Origin of the sequence: Paenibacillus sp. FSL M7-0134, assembly GCF_038007865.1 — a bacterium.
In the GTDB taxonomy this organism is placed as follows: Bacteria; Bacillota; Bacilli; order Paenibacillales; family Paenibacillaceae; genus Paenibacillus; species Paenibacillus polymyxa_B.
In genome coordinates this window covers 1,949,885-1,969,563 of record NZ_JBBOXV010000001.1, presented here as the reverse complement: position 1 = coordinate 1,969,563, position 19,679 = coordinate 1,949,885, and the positions used below count along the sequence as shown (strand labels likewise).

16 protein-coding genes are annotated in these 19,679 nt (G+C 46.2%); 3 read left to right on the top strand and 13 right to left on the bottom strand.

Annotation, left to right across the window (positions count from 1 at the left end; all coding sequences use genetic code 11):
• Positions 1–81: 81 nt before the first annotated feature.
• Both dtd and NSQ58_RS08845 read right to left on the bottom strand, forming a co-directional pair.
• Positions 82–528 carry a D-aminoacyl-tRNA deacylase gene (dtd, locus tag NSQ58_RS08850; protein WP_023989923.1) on the bottom strand — a complete coding sequence of 149 codons (447 nt, stop codon included), beginning with the start codon at positions 526–528 and terminating at the stop codon, positions 82–84.
• A 137-nt stretch (positions 529–665) separates the two neighbouring features.
• Positions 666–2,843 (bottom strand): RelA/SpoT family protein, encoded by a 2,178-nt coding sequence (locus NSQ58_RS08845; protein WP_025720225.1) that lies wholly within the window; start codon positions 2,841–2,843, stop codon positions 666–668.
• A gap of 269 nt (positions 2,844–3,112) precedes the next feature.
• On the opposite strand from NSQ58_RS08845, the gene uraA reads away from it, so the two are divergent.
• Positions 3,113–4,423 carry a uracil permease gene (gene uraA, locus NSQ58_RS08840; protein WP_071558358.1) on the top strand — a complete coding sequence of 437 codons (1,311 nt, stop codon included), beginning with the start codon at positions 3,113–3,115 and terminating at the stop codon, positions 4,421–4,423.
• Between the two features lie 483 nt (positions 4,424–4,906).
• Here the strand turns inward: uraA and NSQ58_RS08835 are convergent, their stop codons facing one another.
• The 6 genes from NSQ58_RS08835 to NSQ58_RS08810 form a co-directional block, all read right to left on the bottom strand.
• On the bottom strand, positions 4,907–5,419 hold the full coding sequence (locus tag NSQ58_RS08835; protein ID WP_028542428.1) for an adenine phosphoribosyltransferase: 513 nt from the start codon (positions 5,417–5,419) through the stop codon (positions 4,907–4,909).
• A 69-nt stretch (positions 5,420–5,488) separates the two neighbouring features.
• On the bottom strand, positions 5,489–7,885 hold the full coding sequence (recJ, locus tag NSQ58_RS08830) for a single-stranded-DNA-specific exonuclease RecJ (RefSeq protein WP_053325960.1): 2,397 nt from the start codon (positions 7,883–7,885) through the stop codon (positions 5,489–5,491).
• 32 nt (positions 7,886–7,917) lie between these two features.
• The gene (locus NSQ58_RS08825) at positions 7,918–8,874 is read right to left on the bottom strand and encodes a cation diffusion facilitator family transporter (protein ID WP_028542426.1); all 957 of its coding nucleotides are present in this window, start codon (positions 8,872–8,874) and stop codon (positions 7,918–7,920) included.
• A 199-nt stretch (positions 8,875–9,073) separates the two neighbouring features.
• Complete coding sequence (gene secF, locus NSQ58_RS08820) at positions 9,074–9,991, bottom strand: protein translocase subunit SecF (protein WP_023989929.1); 918 nt, start codon at positions 9,989–9,991, stop codon at positions 9,074–9,076.
• On the bottom strand, positions 9,981–11,237 hold the full coding sequence (gene secD, locus NSQ58_RS08815; RefSeq protein WP_023989930.1) for a protein translocase subunit SecD: 1,257 nt from the start codon (positions 11,235–11,237) through the stop codon (positions 9,981–9,983). Before secD ends, secF begins: the two co-directional genes overlap by 11 nt.
• 90 nt (positions 11,238–11,327) lie before the next feature.
• Positions 11,328–11,585 carry a post-transcriptional regulator gene (locus NSQ58_RS08810; protein WP_013311570.1) on the bottom strand — a complete coding sequence of 86 codons (258 nt, stop codon included), beginning with the start codon at positions 11,583–11,585 and terminating at the stop codon, positions 11,328–11,330.
• Between the two features lie 307 nt (positions 11,586–11,892).
• Here NSQ58_RS08810 and spoVB point away from each other — a divergent pair, with 307 nt between their 5' ends.
• Positions 11,893–13,467, top strand: a complete 1,575-nt coding sequence (gene spoVB / locus NSQ58_RS08805) for a stage V sporulation protein B (RefSeq protein ID WP_071558356.1) — start codon at positions 11,893–11,895, stop codon at positions 13,465–13,467.
• A 5-nt stretch (positions 13,468–13,472) separates the two neighbouring features.
• Here spoVB and NSQ58_RS08800 read toward each other — a convergent pair whose 3' ends face one another.
• The gene (locus tag NSQ58_RS08800; protein ID WP_071558355.1) at positions 13,473–14,249 is read right to left on the bottom strand and encodes a DUF421 domain-containing protein; all 777 of its coding nucleotides are present in this window, start codon (positions 14,247–14,249) and stop codon (positions 13,473–13,475) included.
• Positions 14,250–14,455: 206 nt separating this feature from the next.
• Here NSQ58_RS08800 and NSQ58_RS08795 point away from each other — a divergent pair, with 206 nt between their 5' ends.
• Positions 14,456–14,845, top strand: a complete 390-nt coding sequence (locus tag NSQ58_RS08795; RefSeq protein WP_023989933.1) for a TIGR04086 family membrane protein — start codon at positions 14,456–14,458, stop codon at positions 14,843–14,845.
• 88 nt (positions 14,846–14,933) lie between these two features.
• Here the strand turns inward: NSQ58_RS08795 and yajC are convergent, their stop codons facing one another.
• From yajC to NSQ58_RS08775, 4 genes are read right to left on the bottom strand one after another with little or no spacing between them, the layout of a single operon-like run.
• A complete protein-coding gene (gene yajC, locus NSQ58_RS08790) occupies positions 14,934–15,269 on the bottom strand; it encodes a preprotein translocase subunit YajC (protein ID WP_023989934.1) in 336 nt (111 codons plus the stop codon).
• A gap of 34 nt (positions 15,270–15,303) precedes the next feature.
• Positions 15,304–16,443 (bottom strand): tRNA guanosine(34) transglycosylase Tgt, encoded by a 1,140-nt coding sequence (tgt, locus tag NSQ58_RS08785; protein WP_013311575.1) that lies wholly within the window; start codon positions 16,441–16,443, stop codon positions 15,304–15,306.
• 20 nt (positions 16,444–16,463) lie between these two features.
• On the bottom strand, positions 16,464–17,492 hold the full coding sequence (queA, locus tag NSQ58_RS08780; RefSeq protein WP_028542424.1) for a tRNA preQ1(34) S-adenosylmethionine ribosyltransferase-isomerase QueA: 1,029 nt from the start codon (positions 17,490–17,492) through the stop codon (positions 16,464–16,466).
• 7 nt (positions 17,493–17,499) lie between these two features.
• Positions 17,500–19,593, bottom strand: a complete 2,094-nt coding sequence (locus tag NSQ58_RS08775; RefSeq protein WP_075154642.1) for a SpoIID/LytB domain-containing protein — start codon at positions 19,591–19,593, stop codon at positions 17,500–17,502.
• Positions 19,594–19,679: the final 86 nt, after the last annotated feature.

The window sequence follows — 19,679 nt, the reverse complement described above, 5'->3', positions numbered from 1 at the left end:
GGCTAATCACCAATCAGGATGACATTATGGTCCCTCTGAACAGCTATTTTATTCTACTCAGATCACGCCATGAATGCATAGTTACGAACGTTCGGTATCCAAAATCAGTGTCACTGGGCCCCAGTTCGTCAATGAAACATCCATCATAGCCCCAAAAATTCCCGTTTCTACCTCCAGGCCCTTGGCTCGAAGCTGACTGTTGAAGAAATCATACAGCTTCTCCGCTTCCTCTGGTTTGGCCGCCCCCATAAAGTTAGGCCTTCTTCCTTTACGGCAGTCACCATACAACGTAAATTGAGAGACAGACAAAATGGCTCCACCGACATCCAGAACGCTGTCATTCATTTTACCTTCAGCATCCTCAAATATACGTAATCCCGCTGTTTTATCCGCCAAATAAACGGCATCGGCTGCTGTATCTCCCTGACCAATACCAACCAGCAGCATTAATCCGGTTCCAATCTTGCCGACCACCTTTTGATTCACCGTCACCTGAGCGTCTTTACAGCGCTGAATAATGATCTTCATCGCCTATCCGATATCTCCTTTAACCTTCCCTTTTAAAAGGTGCTCACAGCCGTATTACGGCTCTTTTAGCAGCCTATGGGTCTTTCTACCCAAGATGTGTTACAAAGGCTATAAACCTATCTGTACGCTTAATAAGGTTATTGCATAATCCGATGCACAGTGTATACATCCTTCACCCGTTTAATCCGTTCGACAACAGAATGCAAATGATCCGTGTTGCGAATGAGAATCGTGATGTGAATCATCGCCATTTTATTTTTATCTGTACGACCTGTAACGGCCGAGAAGCTGGTTTTGTTCTCAGAAATGGCCTGAAGCACTTCATTCAGCAAACCGTTGCGATCATGCCCCGTAATCTCAATATCGACGCTGTAATTGACTTCCGCTGCTTCTTCCCACTCCACTTCAATCACGCGCGCCTGATCTTCGCCCGTACCCGAAGGAATATTCGGGCAATCCGTCCGGTGAACGGATACGCCGCGTCCACGTGTTACATAGCCGATGATGTCATCTCCCGGTACGGGATTACAACATCGTGCAAAACGAACGAGCAAATTATCGACGCCTCTGACGCTGACACCGTTGGTCGGTGTTTTTTTCCGTTCGCCCTGCGGCTTGTACTCCTTGACCTCGGTCGTCAATTCGATCAACCGTGCCTCTTCTTGTTCCTTACGCAGCTTCTCTGTCAAACGTGTACAGACCTGCGCTGCGGTTATACCACCAAAGCCAATCGCAGACAGCATATCTTCGGAATCGTTAAAAGAGAACTTCTGTGCCACTTCCTGAAGCTTGTCGTCGCTCATCCACACCGATGGCTCGATATCACGTTTTCTTAGCTCACGTTCCAGATTTTCGCGGCCTTTTTCAACATTCTCCTCACGCTTTTCTTTCTTGAACCATTGTTTGATTTTACTGCGCGCGTGAGAGGACTGAGCAATTTTGAGCCAGTCCTGACTAGGTCCATAAGAATGCTTGGACGTCATAATTTCGACAATATCACCGGTTTTAAGCCGATAATCCAAAGGTACGATTCTTCCATTTACCTTAGAGCCAATCGTTCGATTGCCAACTTCGGTATGAATACGGAAAGCAAAGTCCAGCGGAACGGATCCGGCCGGCAACTCAATGACCTCTCCCTTAGGAGTAAACACAAACACAAGGTCTGAGAAAAAGTCCATTTTGAGCGATTCCACAAATTCCGACGCATCCTTCGCTTCATTTTGCAGCTCCAGAATTTCTCGAAAAAAGGTGATTTTATCCTCAAAGTTAGTGTTGTTTGCTCCGTTGCCTTCTTTATAGGCCCAATGGGCCGCAATCCCGAATTCAGCGGTACGGTGCATATCCACTGTGCGAATTTGTACCTCGGTAGGCTCCCCGTTGGGACCTACTACTGTCGTATGAAGGGACTGATACATATTGGCCTTAGGCATAGCGATATAATCCTTAAACCGCCCCGGCATCGGCTTCCACAACGTATGGATAATCCCCAGTGTGGCGTAACAGTCTTTAATGTTATCCACAATAATTCGAATCGCCAGCAAATCATATATCTCATTGAATTGCTTGTTCTTCGTCGTCATTTTTTTAAACACACTGTAAATATGTTTAGGGCGTCCGGACAGATCAGCCTGAATGCCCATCTCTTCCAGCTTCTCTCTGATACGCTGTATGACATTATCAATAAACTGCTCCCGCTCGGCCCGCTTCTTATGCATCAAATTAGCGATGCGATAATACTGCTGAGGATTCAGATAGCGTAGAGCAATATCTTCCATTTCCCATTTAATGGCTGAAATACCCAGTCGGTTTGCAACCGGACAGAAAATCTCTAACGTTTCATAAGCAATCCGACGCTGGCTTTCCTCTGACTGATATTTCAAAGTACGCATGTTATGCAGACGATCTGCTAACTTAATGACGATGACACGAATGTCCTGCGCCATAGCAATAAACATTTTTCGATAATTTTCGTTCTGTTGTTCTTCCTTGGAACGGAACTGGATACGCTCCAGCTTCGTCAGACCATCGACAAGCATCGCACATGTATCGCCAAAATGCTCGCGAATCTGCGCCAAAGACACCGTCGTATCCTCCACAACGTCATGTAAAAGAGCGGCGATAATGGAGATGGTATCCATCTGCATATTAACGACGATATCAGCAACCGCAAGCGGATGCAGAATATAAGGTTCACCGGACTTACGAGTCTGGCCGGAATGGGCCTGCTCGGCAAAATCATAGGCGTCCCTGATGCGGATAAGATCTGCTTCTCTGGTATAGGCCCCGGCCTTTTTAAGTAATTGCTCTATCCCCATTCTGCTCTATTCCGTGTCCTTTCTATGCAAAATGGAACCCGCCGATCAATGTCGCGCAAAGGTTCCCTTTTAAAAGTGATTTCCTACAATTATGACGGTTAGCACGTCGCACGTCAACTATTACAGGTTTGGCATTGTCGCATTATTCTGTCACACATGGATAAGTAAAATGAGGATTGTTGACGAAATGAAACGAATTATATTGAAAAAATTACGAAAAGTAATTAATGTATATAAGAATAATTGAAAGAACTAAGGAGTGAACTGCGTTGCAACGCGAAATTCAAGTTAATGAAAAGCTACCGGCAGGACCCGGGTTCCTGCTCAGCGTACAGCATTTGTTTGCCATGTTTGGCAGCACTGTGCTGGTGCCGAATATTTTCGGCGTCGATCCCGGCATGATTTTGCTAATGAACGGTATTGGCACATTGTTGTACATATGGATCTGCCGCGGCAAAATTCCCGCCTATCTCGGCTCTAGCTTCGCTTTTATCGCTCCCGTCAGTCTTGTGCTTAAAAACAATCCCGGCGGCAACGGCTATGCTATGGCCCTCGGTGCTTTCATCGTTACAGGTATTATTTTCTGCCTCGTCGCACTGGTAATTAAATATGCCGGAACCCGTTGGCTGGACGTCGTTTTTCCTCCAGCTGTTATGGGCTCCATCGTAGCCTTAATCGGTCTGGAACTGGTTCCGGTTGCAGCAGGCATGGCAGGCATTATCAATGCCGATCCTACTAAAGCCTGGTCTCCAGATCCCAAAACGATTACTCTTTCGCTCGTTACACTCGGGGTCACTGTTCTCGGTGCGGTGTTGTTTCGCGGGTTTGCCAAAATCATTCATATTCTGATCGGTATCGTAGTGGGCTATGTGCTTGCTTATTTTATGGGCATGGTCAATACACAGGCCATTGCAGACGCTCCTTTTTTCGGACATCCTGCAATTACCACTCCAGTTTTTAATACCTCTGCTATGCTGACGATTCTTCCTGTTGCTCTGGTTGTCATCGTAGAGCATATTGGTCACTTACTTGTGACTAGCAACATTGTCGGGCGCGAGTTGTCCAAAGATCCTGGTCTCCATCGCTCACTGCTAGGTAACGGTATTTCCACCGTCATTTCCGGTTTTGTTGGTTCTACACCTAATACGACTTATGGTGAAAATATTGGTGTCATGGCATTAACTAAAGTGTACTCTGTATGGGTCATTGGCGGAGCGGCTGTCATTGCCATCTTGCTGTCCTTCTCAGGCACGTTCTCAGCGATTGTTTCTAATATTCCAGCTCCAGTTATGGGCGGCGTATCCTTACTATTATTCGGTGTCATCGCTGCCTCCGGTCTAAGAATCTTCGTTGAGCAAAAGGTGGATTTCGCCAAGCCAACCAACATGCTGCTTGCGACCATCGTGCTTGTTGTCGGAATCAGTGGTACTACGCTCACTTGGGGTGCTGTAACCTTGAAAGGTATGGCATTGGCTACAATCATCGGCATCATCCTCAGCTTGTTCTTCAAGCTGATTGACGTGCTCGGCTGGTCCAACGATAAATCGCAGGAACCTTTAACCGAGAAAATACCAGATTGATATCTGTTTTTAAACTTTGAAACGCCGCTCCATGTTAGTTATGGGTCAACACGCTCAGAATGTATAGACAAGCGTGTAAGGATCCGTCTCCCATGGTGTCGGCGTTTTTTTATGCACGGCCTTTTTAAAATAGATACTCCTTCATCCATCTTCAGAGCACCCCATCCAAGTCAGTTGCAATAACTGCTTTAACCCTCGATAAGCAACGAGCAGCATTTTTGACTTATTTCCGTATCTAGCTTCTGCTTAGCAAAAAATAAAACAAAAACTGATTGAAATCAGTATGACCACTATGCTCCTTATGACCACCTCTGCTCCTTTTTTTATTGTTCATAGACATTTACGAAATTTTTTCATACCTATTTTCCAACAAAGAAACAAAATAGTCCGATGGAGCAACTCTTTAGATAAAGAGATGTTCCATCGGACTATTTAGGCGATCCGCACATAATTATTTCCCGGGAAACCCGGGTTTCAAAATACTTAATACGTAATCAGGGTGAATACATCTACATCAGTCAGTTTCGCCCGACCGTTTAAGTCAGACAGCTCGATAAGAAAAGCAGCCCCTGCCACATTACCACCAAGCTGGCGTACCAAGTTCACGGATGTAGCAATAGTTCCACCTGTAGCAAGCAGGTCATCAGCAATCAGAACATTTTGGCCTGGCTCTATAGCATCCTTATGCATCGCCAGCGTATCTTTACCATACTCCAAACCGTATGCTTCCTCAATGGTTTCCCCAGGGAGCTTGCCACTTTTACGGATGGGAATAAAACCAACACCAAGCGCATAAGCCAAAGGAGCACCAACAACAAACCCACGTGCTTCTGGCCCTGCAATCAAATCAATTTTCAAATCCGATACCAGTTCCTTCATATCGTTGATAGCCTTGCGATACAGTTCACCATTTTTCATCAGGGTCGTAATGTCCTTAAAACTAATCCCTGGTTGTGGAAAATCGGAAATCACCCGAATATATTCTTTGTAGTCCAACTTAGTTCCTCCTACTGTAAACTTCAAATTAGTATATACATTTTACAACATAAATTGCGAAATAGTATCTCAAGACGCACCCTTCATAAGCGACATAATCCAGCTCGTCATCTGGGTAGTGTCCGCATCCAACAAGTACTTCTCCATCTCAGCCATATTATACAATTCCTGATAGCGTGGAGAAGCTGTTAAATCCCGCTTAGGCGGATTGGATACAAAACAGAATTGACCATCTGTACGCGTCATAAACTCAAGTTCTTCGAAGATGTCCAACACTTTGGATAACATGCGTACTGAACAGGAGCACTGTCGGCTAAGAGCAGGCAGCATTGCTTTTTCATCAATAGGCTGTGTCCCCATTCGGGAAAGCACAACGTAAATACGCTTGAACAGCTCTCTGTCGGGGCTTACGAGTCGACCGCCACGCTCACTGACCGAATGAAGGAGAAATACGTTCTCTACATTCTCAAAGGTAGACCATAATGCCTGAAACTGATCCGGTGTATCCGGCGGCTCTAGTACGAACAGCGACTTTACAGAGTGCTGTGCATCTCTTTGACCATCACTGGGAATAACGCTGCCATCTTTATCGTACAACCATAAGGATTCAGCATCCACGGAGCCCGAGGGACGAAGCCTAGATGACGGGTGGATCAACACCGCAACGTCTTTCTTTCTTTCCTCTATGCGTGGATGAAAGATCTTGAGTCCCCGCTCTAATTCGGCAAAAGGGTCCGACACTCCACGATAATCAAAAATTTGCGGCTCCTGCACTCGAATGTCCTGCATCATTAGCTGGAGAGACCTTTTACCGTTCCATTCGTTAATTGACAATTCACCCAGCAGATCTATCTCCGTTTGTTGCTGTAAAAAATCAGCCAAATCGCCACGACGGAAGGCAATCGCGTCCAGCGATAAACCGTTCTGCTCCAGCAAGAGCTTCACATGATTTTTCTCACGTCCCATTTTACGAGCTTCACGCAATTGCAGTCCCTGTAATACGAATCGTGGAGAAGGATTCCCCATACCAAAAGGCTGAAGCAACTCCAGTTCTTCAACCACTTGCAAAGATACCTCGTCCAAACGACAGACCATATCAGCTTCAGCTACAGGAATGAGATCTTCTGGTGTCAGAATGGAACCCGCATAGCGGTTCAGCTGCTCTTCAAACAATTCCAGATTGTCACGGGACAGCGTCATACCCGCAGCCGAAGGATGACCCCCAAAATGCTCCATAAGCTCATGGCTGTCCGTAAGAGCACTGTAAATATCCAATGCAGGAATAGAACGGGCAGAACCTTTGCACATGCCTGTCTCAGCATCTATACCAAGAATAATGGTCGGTCGATAATAACGATCCAATAGCTTGGATGCCACAATTCCGACAACGCCGACATTCCAGCCTTCACCAGCCAACACAATAACTGACGGTAGCTTGCCTCCATTCAGTTTGGATGCCAATTGTTGCTCGGCTTGCTCCACAATACGTTCGACCACCTGTTGACGCTCACGATTGAGCAGGTCCAGCGCATGCGCAAGTTGATCTGCTTCTTCCTCTTTTTCTGTCGTCAGCAGAGAAACTGCTCGTCCCGCATGATCCAAGCGCCCGCTGGCATTAATCCGCGGAGCCAATGCAAATGCGATGTTGACTGAAGTCACTGTAGATATATCCACGCCCGCTACATGGAGCAACGCACGAATACCCGGAAATGCAGAGTTTCTCATGGATTGAATCCCTCTGCGTACCATCGTCCGATTTTCACCATGTAGTGGCATCAGATCGGCTACCGTGCCGATAGCGGCGATTTCAAACCATTCCTCCGGCACCTCACCCAACAGCGCCTGGGCGAGCTTCAGGGCAACACCAACACCTGCAAGACCTTTAAATGGGTATGGGCAACCGGGTAGCTTCGGATTAATCAAAGTATATGCCTCGGGAAGTACAGCAGGCGGCTCATGATGATCCGTCACAATAACATCTATCCCCAAGGAAGTTGCATAAATAATTTGCTCTACTGCACTAATTCCCGTATCTACCGTAATGACCAGCGTAACTCCCTGCTGATGAGCCCAATCAAGGGCATGATTATGCAGACCATATCCCTCATTAGAACGATGGGGAATATAAATATCATAAGAAGCCTTCAGAAAACGCATGAGCTGAATCATCAATGATGTACTGGATACGCCGTCCGCATCATAATCGCCATAGATTAATATATGCTCGCCACGTTCCAGAGCCTGGCGAATTCTCGGCACGGCTTCTTTCATACCAAGAAGCAGAAAAGGGTCGTGTACATCGTCCACACTTCCGTACAAAAAGCGGTTTGCTTCCCCGGCGGTAGTGACGCCCCGGTTCACTAAAAGCCGGGACAACAATGGTGAAATCCCCAGTTCTTCTGTCAACAGCTGAGCCGCTTCCAGGTTAGCCTCTGGGGTCTTCCATCTGTACTGCGAATGAAGCAATCCTATTCACCTTTCTTTCATAGTCGTCTGCCCTATTGAAGCAACGACGACACATCATTATCTGGCAGTTCATGATTGGATTTGTAAGGATATCCGGCTTGATAAGAAATGAACTGCATTTGTACATGGGTCACCTGCGGAAAACGGGCTAACAGTAAATTTTTTGCTCGATCGGCAATTTCCTGCGCTTCCTGTACCGTAATCCGCGGGTTCACACTTATCGTTACATCCACTGTTATGAAATGGCCTGTTTCCTGGGCATGTAAGTGTTCAACCGTTACAATACCATACACCCGTTGAATCGTCTCCATAAAGCGTCGGGAGTCTTCCTCCTGCAAGGGCTGTGCAGGAACCTGGTAAGCGGTATTCATTACCATCAAATATCCTTTACGCAGCACCAGACAGGCTACCAGCAAAGCTGCGGTTGGATCAAGATATAATAATGCAGGCCATTCCATTGCTTCGCCAGTCATTGCACCGATCATGCCGATCAATGCAATCAACGATGCATACAGCGAGTAACGTTCATGGTTAGCGTACCGATCTGCTTCCGCTTTATGACCATGTTTAATCGAGTAGCGATATTGAAACTGAAATAGCGCTTCTCTCAACACCAACGCAATAAATACGGTAATTAATGCATACAGACCGGGAGCCTCCGGTTCCGAACTGCTTAATGAACGAACCGCCGAGATAGCTAGCTGAAGACCGCTCATCAGCACTAAAATAGCCAGCACCACAGATATGACCGTCCGAACCTTTTCACCGTTCCGCAACCGTGCCAGCATTCCGTGCCCTGTAGCACCCTTGGAAAACAGAAGCTCCTGCAAACGGGAAGCACTATCCGCAGCCGTGTGCAGTGCATCCCCCAACAACGCCTTGCTGTTTGCAGCATAACCGACGGTTCCCTTTAGAACAGCCAGCGCGAGATTACCTACAATCCCGCTCAACGCCGCAGTTTCCAATGATCGGCTGCGTTCGCTATTCACAACGTTTCCCCCTCAATCCTGAACTAACCCTTTCCCAATAAAGCTCATTCTAAAATAACCGAATTTCTCAAAACCAAAAACCATTCACATTTAAGTGCCACTACTGTGCCTTACTCAAGGTAAATCTCAAAACCTTAGAAAACCGCGCCCAAGCAGACGCGGCTTTCTCTTTAATTTATACTACTGGTATTTGCGTAACTTAAGACTTTGCAGTTTTGACCGCGCCCCCGCCAGCTGTCGGGGATTTTTGTTTTCCTTTCAATGCCACCCACAGCGGGCTGGCAATGAAAATGGAGGAATAAGCACCAAACAACAAACCAATGACCATTGCAAGTGAGAACATACGGATCGATTCGCCGCCAAATATGAACAAACATACGGAGGCAATAAACACCGTAAACACGGTTGCAAGTGAACGAGTCATTGTCTGCGCAATACTGTGATCAACTACCTGCTCTAAGTCGTCTCTGGACTTCTTCTTCGCAAATCGTAGATTTTCCCGAATACGGTCAAAAATAACGACGGTGTCATTAATGGAGAAACCAACAATCGTTAGAATTGCCGTAATAAAGGTCAAATCCACCTCAAGCCGGAAAATCGAGAAAATACTGATAACGAGGAAGGCATCATGCAACAACGAAACGATGGCTGCAATGGCAAACCGCCATTCAAACCGGATCGAAATATAGACCGCGATGGCTACACATGCTAGCAAAATCGCCCATATTGCATTCCGCTCCAGTTCTTGTGCCATTTCCGTATCTACTGTATTGACCTCAAAGGAAGCCTTTGGATCAAGCTCTTTATTAAAGGAAGTCTTAAAGTCATTCACTTGCTGATCCGTCAAAACCTGTGAGAAGCGAATGCCGAAACGCTCTTTCCCCGGTGTATAATCCACCTCTTTACCGATCTTCTGCTTGTCCAGCAAAGTTTGAATCTGTTCCTGTGTAACGACTTTAGTCAAATTGACATCCACATTGGAACCGGAACGAAAGTCTACCCCGTAATTCAAGCCGAATATCGACAAGCTCAGAATACCAAGCAGTGTGATAATAATCGAGAACGTGTAAAACCACTTGCTCATCTTGATATATTTATAGTCCCAATTAAAGCGCACTAATATCACTCTCCTTCACACCAAAATACTTGGGCTTCTTCACAGCATCCGCTTTAACCAGCAGATTGAGCAAGAAGCGGGAGAAGAAGATATTCGTCAAGATACTGGTGACAATATCAACGATAAGCACCAGAGCGAAACCTCTAACGGAGCCTGTTCCGAGACCAAACATAACCGCTGCCGCTATAATTGTCGTAATATTGGCATCCATAACGGTACGGAACGAAGCCTTACTACCTGCGATAACGGAAGAACGAATCGTTTTGCCCGTCTTGATTTCTTCTTTAATCCGTTCATACGTAATAATATTGGCATCGACTGCCATCCCGATCCCGAGCACGAAGGCGGCGATACCTGGGAGCGTGAGCACGAATCCACCCAAGTAGAAGATCGCAAGCACCAGCCAAGTATGAACGATGAGACAAAAACTGGCCACTAATCCTGGTATACGGAACATCGCAATCATAAATACCAGAATAATGATTGAGCCGATCAACCCAGCACGAATCGTCTGATCCAGTGACAATTGACCCAGCGTAGCACCTACACTCTGAGAATATTTTTCCGTCAGTTTGAGCGGAAGGGCACCCAGATTAATCGTATCCGCCAGTTTATTCGCTTCATCACGAGTGTAGCTACCTGTGATTGACGCGCTACCGTCCGTTAATTCCCCACGTACTGTAGGTGCAGACAGCAATTCCTGATCCAGGAAAATAGCTAATTCTTTATTCAGAAGTCGCTTTGTGATTTCTGCAAATTTAGCTTTGTCCTTCACTTTGATACTAATCTCAGGTTGATTCAGCTGGTCATAGCCTACAACAGCGCCATTCTCCACAAAATCATTACCGCGGAGCTCAATTTTGCTGTATTGGCCTGGCTTTTTAGCATCTGCTGCCGTTGCACTGCGGAACGTTAATTCTGCAGGCTTTTTCAGCATGGAGCGGACTTCTGCCTCATTAGTGACACCAGCAAGCCGCACGCGAATACGGTTGCTCCCCTCTGTTGTTACTTCTGGCTCAGTCGTACCGAGCGCATTAATCCGTCTCTCCAGACTTTGAGCTGTTTGTATAAGAGACTGTCTGGTTACACTCTGCCCGGCTTCCAAAGGCTGGGCTTCATATAAAATTTCAAAGCCTCCCTTTAAATCGAGGCCTAATTTTAAACTGTTCAGTAGGCCCGGGCTTGTCCCGATCATAACACCAGTAGTTATGAGCACGACCACGATGAAACTTAGAATTCTCTTCATTCCGTCCCATGTTCCCCTTTCATTCTCAATATTCCTATTATAGCTACCCCTCAAAAAGCAGTCAATTTGAACGCAAAAAAAGACCCCCTTCTATTCGAAAGTGGAGCCCCGTAATGCGGACATAGTCAAATAGTTCATAAAGCTCGTCGCTTTAAGGGAAAGTATATCGTTAACGAGCTTGTGCAGCGGAGGGATACCCTCCTTTTCATATTTATGGCTGACGCAATTCCACACGTCCTTACTTGTGACATGCTCATAACCTACGAGAATCAACTCGTCCGCCTTACTTTGACAGAGCATCTCAATTGCGTCATCCCAATCCTGCTCATCCAGCTCTTCCATACCCACGATGGCCGTTCCTCCTCCCAGCGACTACCGGTTCCGCAGATCAGCAATTAGCGGGGTTATTGACTGCTTTGTAGAACATTTCTGTCCTGATCATGGAAAACCCTTCTTTTCGTTGAAAATAGCCTTAAATCAACAATATATGCATTCATTTCGCTCGTCAATAGCAGAATTCACCACTCTCCCTCTTGTTGTCTAAATCACTTTGTTTCTGAACGGAAAAGCTTGTCATGAAGATGGACAGGTCCAGCATATCTTCTAAAGTAATGTATAGACGCAGAATTACATTTTGGGGAAGAGGGAGTTGCGATTGAAAAAGCAGACATTCATCCATGGAGCAATTATTTTATTGGCAGCAGGAATTATCAACCGGATACTAGGTTTTATTCCCCGAATCGCACTCCCGCGTATCATCGGCCCCGAAGGAGTTGGCTTGTACCAACAGGGGTATCCCTTTTTTATCGTTCTGGTGACGCTTATTACAGGGGGAATCCCTCTTGCGGTAGCCAAGCTAGTAGCCGAAGCCGAAACGGCGGGACAGCCCGAAATGTCGCGGCGTATTTTGCACACCAGCCTGCGCTTCACCATTACACTCAGTCTGATCGCCATGGTGCTCTGTCTTGTGTTCGCGCCTTGGATCACAAGCCATCTCCTGACCGACAGCCGCGTGTATTATACATTCGTGAGCATGAGCCCAATGATAGTCATTGTAGCTGTTTCCTCAGCTTATAGGGGCTATTTTCAGGGAAAGCAAAATATGATTCCTTCTGCCACCTCCTCCATTGCGGAGACCGTTATGCGCATTTTTTGTGTCATTTGGTTTGCTTACTTGTTACTTCCCCATGGGGTAGCCTACGCTGCTGCAGGTGCCATGCTCGGTGCTCTGGCGGGCGAATTCATTGGCATGATTGTGCTGCTATGGCAATACGTGTGTAACCATCGAAAAGATCGCATCCTTCAGCCAAAGTCGCCTATCCCCTCCTCTGAGGTTCAACCCGAGCAATCATCCGTTTTGTCACGTCTTATGTCTATATCCATTCCCGTTACTGCTGGAAGGCTTGTTGGTTCCTTATCCTATTTGCTTGAATCTATCTTGTGCATGCGTAGCCTCGCCGTAGCAGGCATTGCAACTGGCGTGGCAACCGCACAATATGGAGCCATGCAGGGCATGGTCATTCCTGTATTATTACTACCTGGGGTTCTTACCAGTTCGCTAGCAGTTTCACTCGTTCCTTCGTTATCCGAAGCAGCAGCCAAGGGGCATATTACAGCCATTCACAAACGTCTACATCAATCGCTTCGGCTCGCTTTGGTTGCAGGAGCCCCCTTTGCCGTAATCATGTATGTTTTGGCAGAACCTCTGTGTCTGCTACTCTATAATAATGGCGATATTGCAGGCATGCTGAAGCTCATGGCACCTTTTGCTCTTTTTATGTACATTCAGGCTCCGCTTCAGGCAGCACTTCAGGCATTAGACCGTCCTGGAAGTGCCTTATTAAATACCTTTATCGGAGCCGTTATCAAAATTGCGCTAATCGTCTGGCTTGCTTCCCAACCTCAGTACGGTATCTACGGAGCTGTCATCGCCATTTGTATTAACAGTGCCATTGTTACACTCCTTCATGGCTTCAGTGTCAGCAGACTGCTTCGCTTCCGCGTACGTTTGCTCGATTTCTGGAAGACCGGGATAGGTATGATCATCATGGCAGCAGCAGTATTATATACCTACAGACATCTAACGATGTTCAACCAAATGTGGCTTCAGTTTATTTTTGCCGCAGGTTTGGGAATTATACTGTACCTTTTCCTAATGACCTTGATCAAAATGATTGATTGGGACAACCTTACACGCATTCCAATCCTGAGAAGATGGTTTAAAGCATAGGAAATCTAATCCGAAGATTTTCCATAGGCCGGTGGTGTAATATACACATCACCTCTATGGTTAACCGAGCATAAAAAAACATCCTTAAAATCTTTGTGTCCCTTCGCTTGAATTTGATTCTTAAGCCAAAAACGGTTCATATCCATCCGTTCCAAATTTCGATCCAGCACCTTGCCATCCATGATTAATGGAATAGGCAGTCCCTCATATCTAAACTTTCCACCGATTTGTGGAGAAGGATGGACTTTATTCACCTTTTGCTCTTTGTTTGTCAAATCTGTTCCGTTTAATTCCTGCCTCAATTTTTCGTGTTCCACTCCATCATTATCATCCTTACCTATAACCGTTAGCTTACCTGTCGTTTCCAAAATAACATATTCAACTTCGTCCAGACTTTCTATATTTTGTTCGCGAAGTTGTAACAGCAAGTCATCTAAATTATAACGTTGTTTTACCATTTCATCCTTGTTTAATTGTCCATTGGAGTACAATACACTGGGCCTACCATCAAATAGTAAGCGCAGTCGCCGACTTTTCAGACTGAAAAATGAAATCCCGATTTGCAAAATTAACAGCACTCCTAAAGGAATCAGCCCTTCATAAAGTGGACGTTTTATATCCTCCAGGCTGAATACAGCAATTTCTGCAATCATAATCGATATGACGAGATCGAAAACAGACAATTTGCCGATCTCCCTTTTACCCATCAAGCGCATCACCAGATATACAATAAAATACATGAGCAGCGTCCGAAAAATATGAGCAAAAATATCGTGACTCAATATGTTCGCCTCCTCCCCTGTACTTGCAATAAGACATTAGTCGTTCATTGTACACGTATTCTGACCGTTCCTCACTTGGCTCATACAAAAAACCAAAGGCTAAATTATTGAAATAAAGAGAAAGACTGCTTGCGACTTGGTACTAAGCCGAGAGGCTTGGCCATAGAATGATAATAGTTCAAACCTTGGTACAGGAGGAATTATCAATGGAGCTCATTCGCCGCTGGTGTTCGTTTCGTCTGGCCCATCCCATTTTATCCGGCTTATTTTATGCTTTTGCATGGATGCTGCTTGGCGCATTGATTCTTTCACTACTCTTGTGGCTGACACAGATGCAGGAACAGGACTTATCATTGTATACGTACATCGTCCACGCATTCGCCATGCTATCTGGCGGCTTCGTCGCCGGTAAAAGATCCACAAACAAAGGCTGGTATCAAGGCGGTATTACAGGCATCCTGTATGGACTAATCGTTCTTCTGGTCGGTTTTCTGGCATTGGATGCGGGCATGAACGGCAAGGACCTGTTACACTTAGCTTTCGCGTTTGTCATAGGTGCAGGTGGTGGGATGTTTGGCATTAATCTCAGCAAGTAATCAAAATGTTTGTATCCATGTAATAAAACAACACAAAAAAACCGAGCCTCCTCAAAGGCTCGGTTTTTGCATAACGGTCAGAAGCATTTTACGATTTGGAAACAACTTCCTCAGATGCCGTGTCTTTTGCAATTGCATTACTAATTGCACTGCGGTCAAAGGTCAGCTTCGTGACATCATTCACACGCAAAACTACTACATCATCCGTAATCTCCACAATTGTACCGTGAAGACCTCCGATCGTAATTACTTTATCTCCCTTTTTCAAAGCTTGAAGCATCGTTTGACGCTGCTTTTGTTTTTTCTGATTCGGGCGAATCAGCAAGAAATAGAAGATTACAAACATCAGAGCCAGTGGCCAGATCATTTGAAAAAGTCCGCCAGTTCCACCGGGTGCAGTAGCGGCTGTAGCAAAATGAAACATGTTAAATCCCCCTTTCGTATACTCTCCCTAAAACTTAAAAGCCTTTATCATTATCATGAAGACCGTACTGCTCAAAAAATTCATCTCGGAAATCAAGCAGCCTGTCATCCATAATCGCTTGTCTGACATTACGCATCAATTGTATTAAGAAATGCAAGTTATGATACGTTGTCAGTCGGAGCCCGAAGGTTTCATCCGCTTTAATCAAATGCCGCAAGTAAGCACGTGAATAATTGCGACAGGTATAACAATCACAAGCGGGATCGAGCGGGCCAAAATCGCTTGCATATTGGGCATTGCGAACGACAAGACGACCTTGGCTGGTCATCGTTGTTCCGTTGCGAGCAATTCGCGTTGGAAGTACACAATCAAACATATCCACACCACGGATAGCGCCTTCAATCAAGGCATCTGGAGAACCTACACCCATCAAATATCTTGGCTTGTTGGTGGGAAGCAGAGGCAGCGTGTAATCTAGCACTTCATACATCAAATGCTTCGGTTCACCTACGCTCAGTCCACCAATAGCATACCCCGGGAAATCCATGGAAGTCAAATCCGCAGCGCTTTGCTTACGCAGATCTTCATGCATGCCTCCTTGAACAATGGCAAACAGCCCTTGATCATGAGGACGCGCGTGTGCCTCCAAACAACGCTCAGCCCAACGGCTGGTACGTTCCAGTGACTTTTTCACATACTCATATTCAGCCGGAAATGGCGGGCATTCATCGAAGGCCATCATAATATCTGAGCCAAGCGAGTTTTGTATTTCCATCGCCACTTCAGGCGAAAGAAACTTCTTATCTCCATTTAAATGAGAGCGAAAATGCACACCCTCCTCTGAAATTTTGCGCATTTCACTTAAGGAAAACACCTGGAATCCGCCGCTGTCCGTTAAAATAGGGCGATCCCAATTCATAAACTTGTGCAGTCCACCCGCTTCACGAATAATATCGTGGCCAGGACGAAGAAACAAATGGTACGTGTTACTCAAAATAATTTGAGCATCCATCGCTTTCAGTTCCTCAGGACTCATCGTTTTAACAGTAGCTTGAGTTCCCACAGGCATAAAGGTTGGTGTCTCAATAACTCCATGAGGTGTGTGTACACGCCCAAGACGGGCTCCCGATTGCTTGCAGGTTTTAATATGTTCGTATCTTATTGCTGGTGCCATATTTTCTCTACCATCCTTAATTAATAAATGAACATTGCGTCCCCGAAGCTGAAAAACCGATATTGTCGGTCAATCGCCTCCTGGTAAGCATGCATAATATTTTCCCTGCCCGCCAGTGCGCTGACCAGCATAACCAAGGTGGATTTAGGCAAATGAAAATTCGTAATCATCGCATCCACCACACGGAATTCATAGCCTGGATAAATAAAAATCTGTGTCCAGCCACTACTGGCCTCTAATACTCCATCTAGGAATTTATTGCCCACCGTTTCCAGCGTTCGGCAACTGGTCGTCCCCACCGCCACGACTCTTCCGCCGCGCGCCTTGGTTTCATTGAGTACATCCGCTGTTTCCTGTGACAATGAATAGTATTCTTCATGCATCACATGTTCTTCAATCGTATCCACAGACATCGGTCTGAACGTCCCTAAGCCAACATGAAGTGTGATAAAGGCAACGGTAACGCCCTTCTTTTTAATCTGGTCCAGCAATTCTTCTGTAAAGTGCAGCCCTGCCGTTGGAGCCGCAGCAGAACCTTCATGCCGAGCATAAACTGTCTGATAACGCTCGCGGTCATCCAGTTGTTCCTTGATATACGGCGGAAGCGGCATCTGCCCCAGACGGTCCAAGATCTCCTGGAAAATACCGTCATATGAAAATGAAAGTACCCTTCCGCCCATATCTCCTTCTTCCTCAATTACTGCTTTCAGCTCATCACCGAAAACGATAACAGCACCCTTTTTCAGCTTTTTACCGGGTTTCACCAGTGCTTCCCATCGATCCCCTTGCAGTTGCTTAAGCAGCAAAACCTCAGCCTTAGCTCCCGTGTCTTCCTTGATGCCAAACAAGCGTGCAGGAATCACTCTCGTATCGTTTAACACCAGCGTATCCCCTGGTTGAAGATACTGCACAATATCCGAAAACGTATGATGACCCACTTCACCATTATTTTTGTTTAACGTCAGTAATCTAGAAGCACTCCGATCAAGCAAAGGTGTCTGTGCAATTAATGTTTCAGGCAGTTCAAAATCGTAGTCGTTTACATTCATATATTGGTCAGTCCTTAACTATATCCACATTTTTGTAATAGTGTTGCAAAATTTTCTTGTAATCATACCCCTGCTCGGCCAAACCGTTGGCACCCCATTGGGATAAGCCCAAACCATGACCATTTCCTTTACCTGTAAAAATAAAGCTTTGTGTTTTGTCAATGACCCGTGCATGACGATCTTCATTCATGACGATCACCCCGTTACCACTTGAAGTACTACTGCCAGATGCGGACAGGATTTGAGTGCCTTGTGTACCACTTACATGAGAAGTAGCCCCATCAGCGCCTAATACAGTATAACTTCCGGTACTCGCAATATCAAACAGTGTGCTTGGGAGTCCGCCCATCGCTGAGCGAAACATATCTGGATATTTCACTTTCAAAGGGGATCCGTCCGCTTCAACCTCCAACACTCGCCCTGATGGACCACGTTTGGTGACATCAAGGTGATTAATAGAGGAAGGCACTGTGCCCGTGACTTTCCCTTGCAGGGATTTAGCAAGCTGAGCTGAGGTAAAGGGCCCCCGCACCCATGCATAGTCTCCGGACTGAGGCACCTTTTCTAATACAATTATCTCTTCGCCCGGCTGCGCCTTGGCTATTGGTGTAACTGTCGATTGGATTTGGGGAATAGGACGCACATTTGTATTTTCCGCAGTGACGGTGATTTTGTCTAACCCCGCTTCTGTGACACCCTCCAGTTCCTTAGCATTATCCTCACGAATATAACCTGTCTTGCCACTGGAGAGAAGTACATGATACCATTCCTGTGCTCCTTTTTGTGCCGAAGTATCCCCCGAGCTGTCTACGCTGGCAAAGGCTTCGCCACCACTGTTCCACACTTCGGAAGCATCTGCTGTCACACCGCCCGCATTAGATGAAAATACAGCTTCGACCACTTTGCCGCCACTTTTAATGACTTCACCAGCTGTTGCATCTACAGCCTCATTGACATTGGCATGTTCCGAGCTCTTACCGTTGTAAGCCTGGCTTAACGTACCATCTACTACATTGCCGATCTGAAACCGATTGCCTTGGGCAAGCGCGTAGCTACGAGCCGCTACCGCTTGAGCCTTGAGCGCTTCATCTGGCCATGAGGAATAGACCTCTGCTCCTACCACGGAATACAAATACTGCTCCAAAGGAACTTCGTTCACAAGCGCCAGCTGGCCTGACGTCATGCCGATCTCCATCTCGCCGCGATATGTACGCTGTGATCTTTCCATCACTTGTATTCCATTATTACCGCCGTTGACAATTACCTTGCTATTATCAGAACCACTTAGCATGTAATGAGACATCACCTGCGAGCCGGTCGTGACTCCTGCTTCCTGTCTTATAATGAGGCCGGTTTGAGTAGCATTAACTTTAGACAGCGTGAGTCTTGGTTGCTTGCTCTCCAGCTCTGTTTTCAAAGCCGACAGCTTGCTGTCATTACTTTCTTCTCCAACCCATACAGCATACTGGCCTCTTGATTGAATCACAGTAAAAGCATCAAAGCCTGCCGCAGCAATTGTCGTTCGAACGAGATTAGCTTCCTGCTCGCTTCCGTAGCTTCCTGTGGACCAATGCTTGTTTCCCTTAACCTCGGGCTGCGCTCCGGTTGCGGAGGAAATCCGCTGTACAGCAGCCTGCGCAGACTGTTCACTAGCATATATTCCCGCGTACACTTGATACACAGAGCTACCATTTTTTGAACCGATAAAAACCGTAGGTTTATCATTAGTCTTTTGCAGGGCTTGGGCCGCTTTTATCGCCGCTGCTTCATTCCCTTCAAGTACCTTCACCCGATAGCTGTCTACACTAAAACGAACCGTACTGTCTGGCAGTCCCATCCAAGTTTGAAAACTGCCTCCACTGTTCTGTCCAACACTCAGACCTCCTGATGATTTCAAGGTTACAGCGGGAACTGTCGCTTTATATTTGCTACCTAGATCCGCAAAAATCACTACACGAATATCCTCTTGGGCGGCAGCAGCGTGAACGCCCGAAGACCAAGGTATGCACACTGTAGCTAATACCATAATCGCTGCTGCTCGTTTGGCCCGGCCCATCCATGCACCGAAAATACTTTTTCGGTTAAATGCTTCTCCACTCATTTCTGGCTCCCCCAATCTAGCTGTCTAGCACTTATATTGCGTAATTTATCGGGATCTCGACCCTTGTCTGTCCCTTTAAATACATC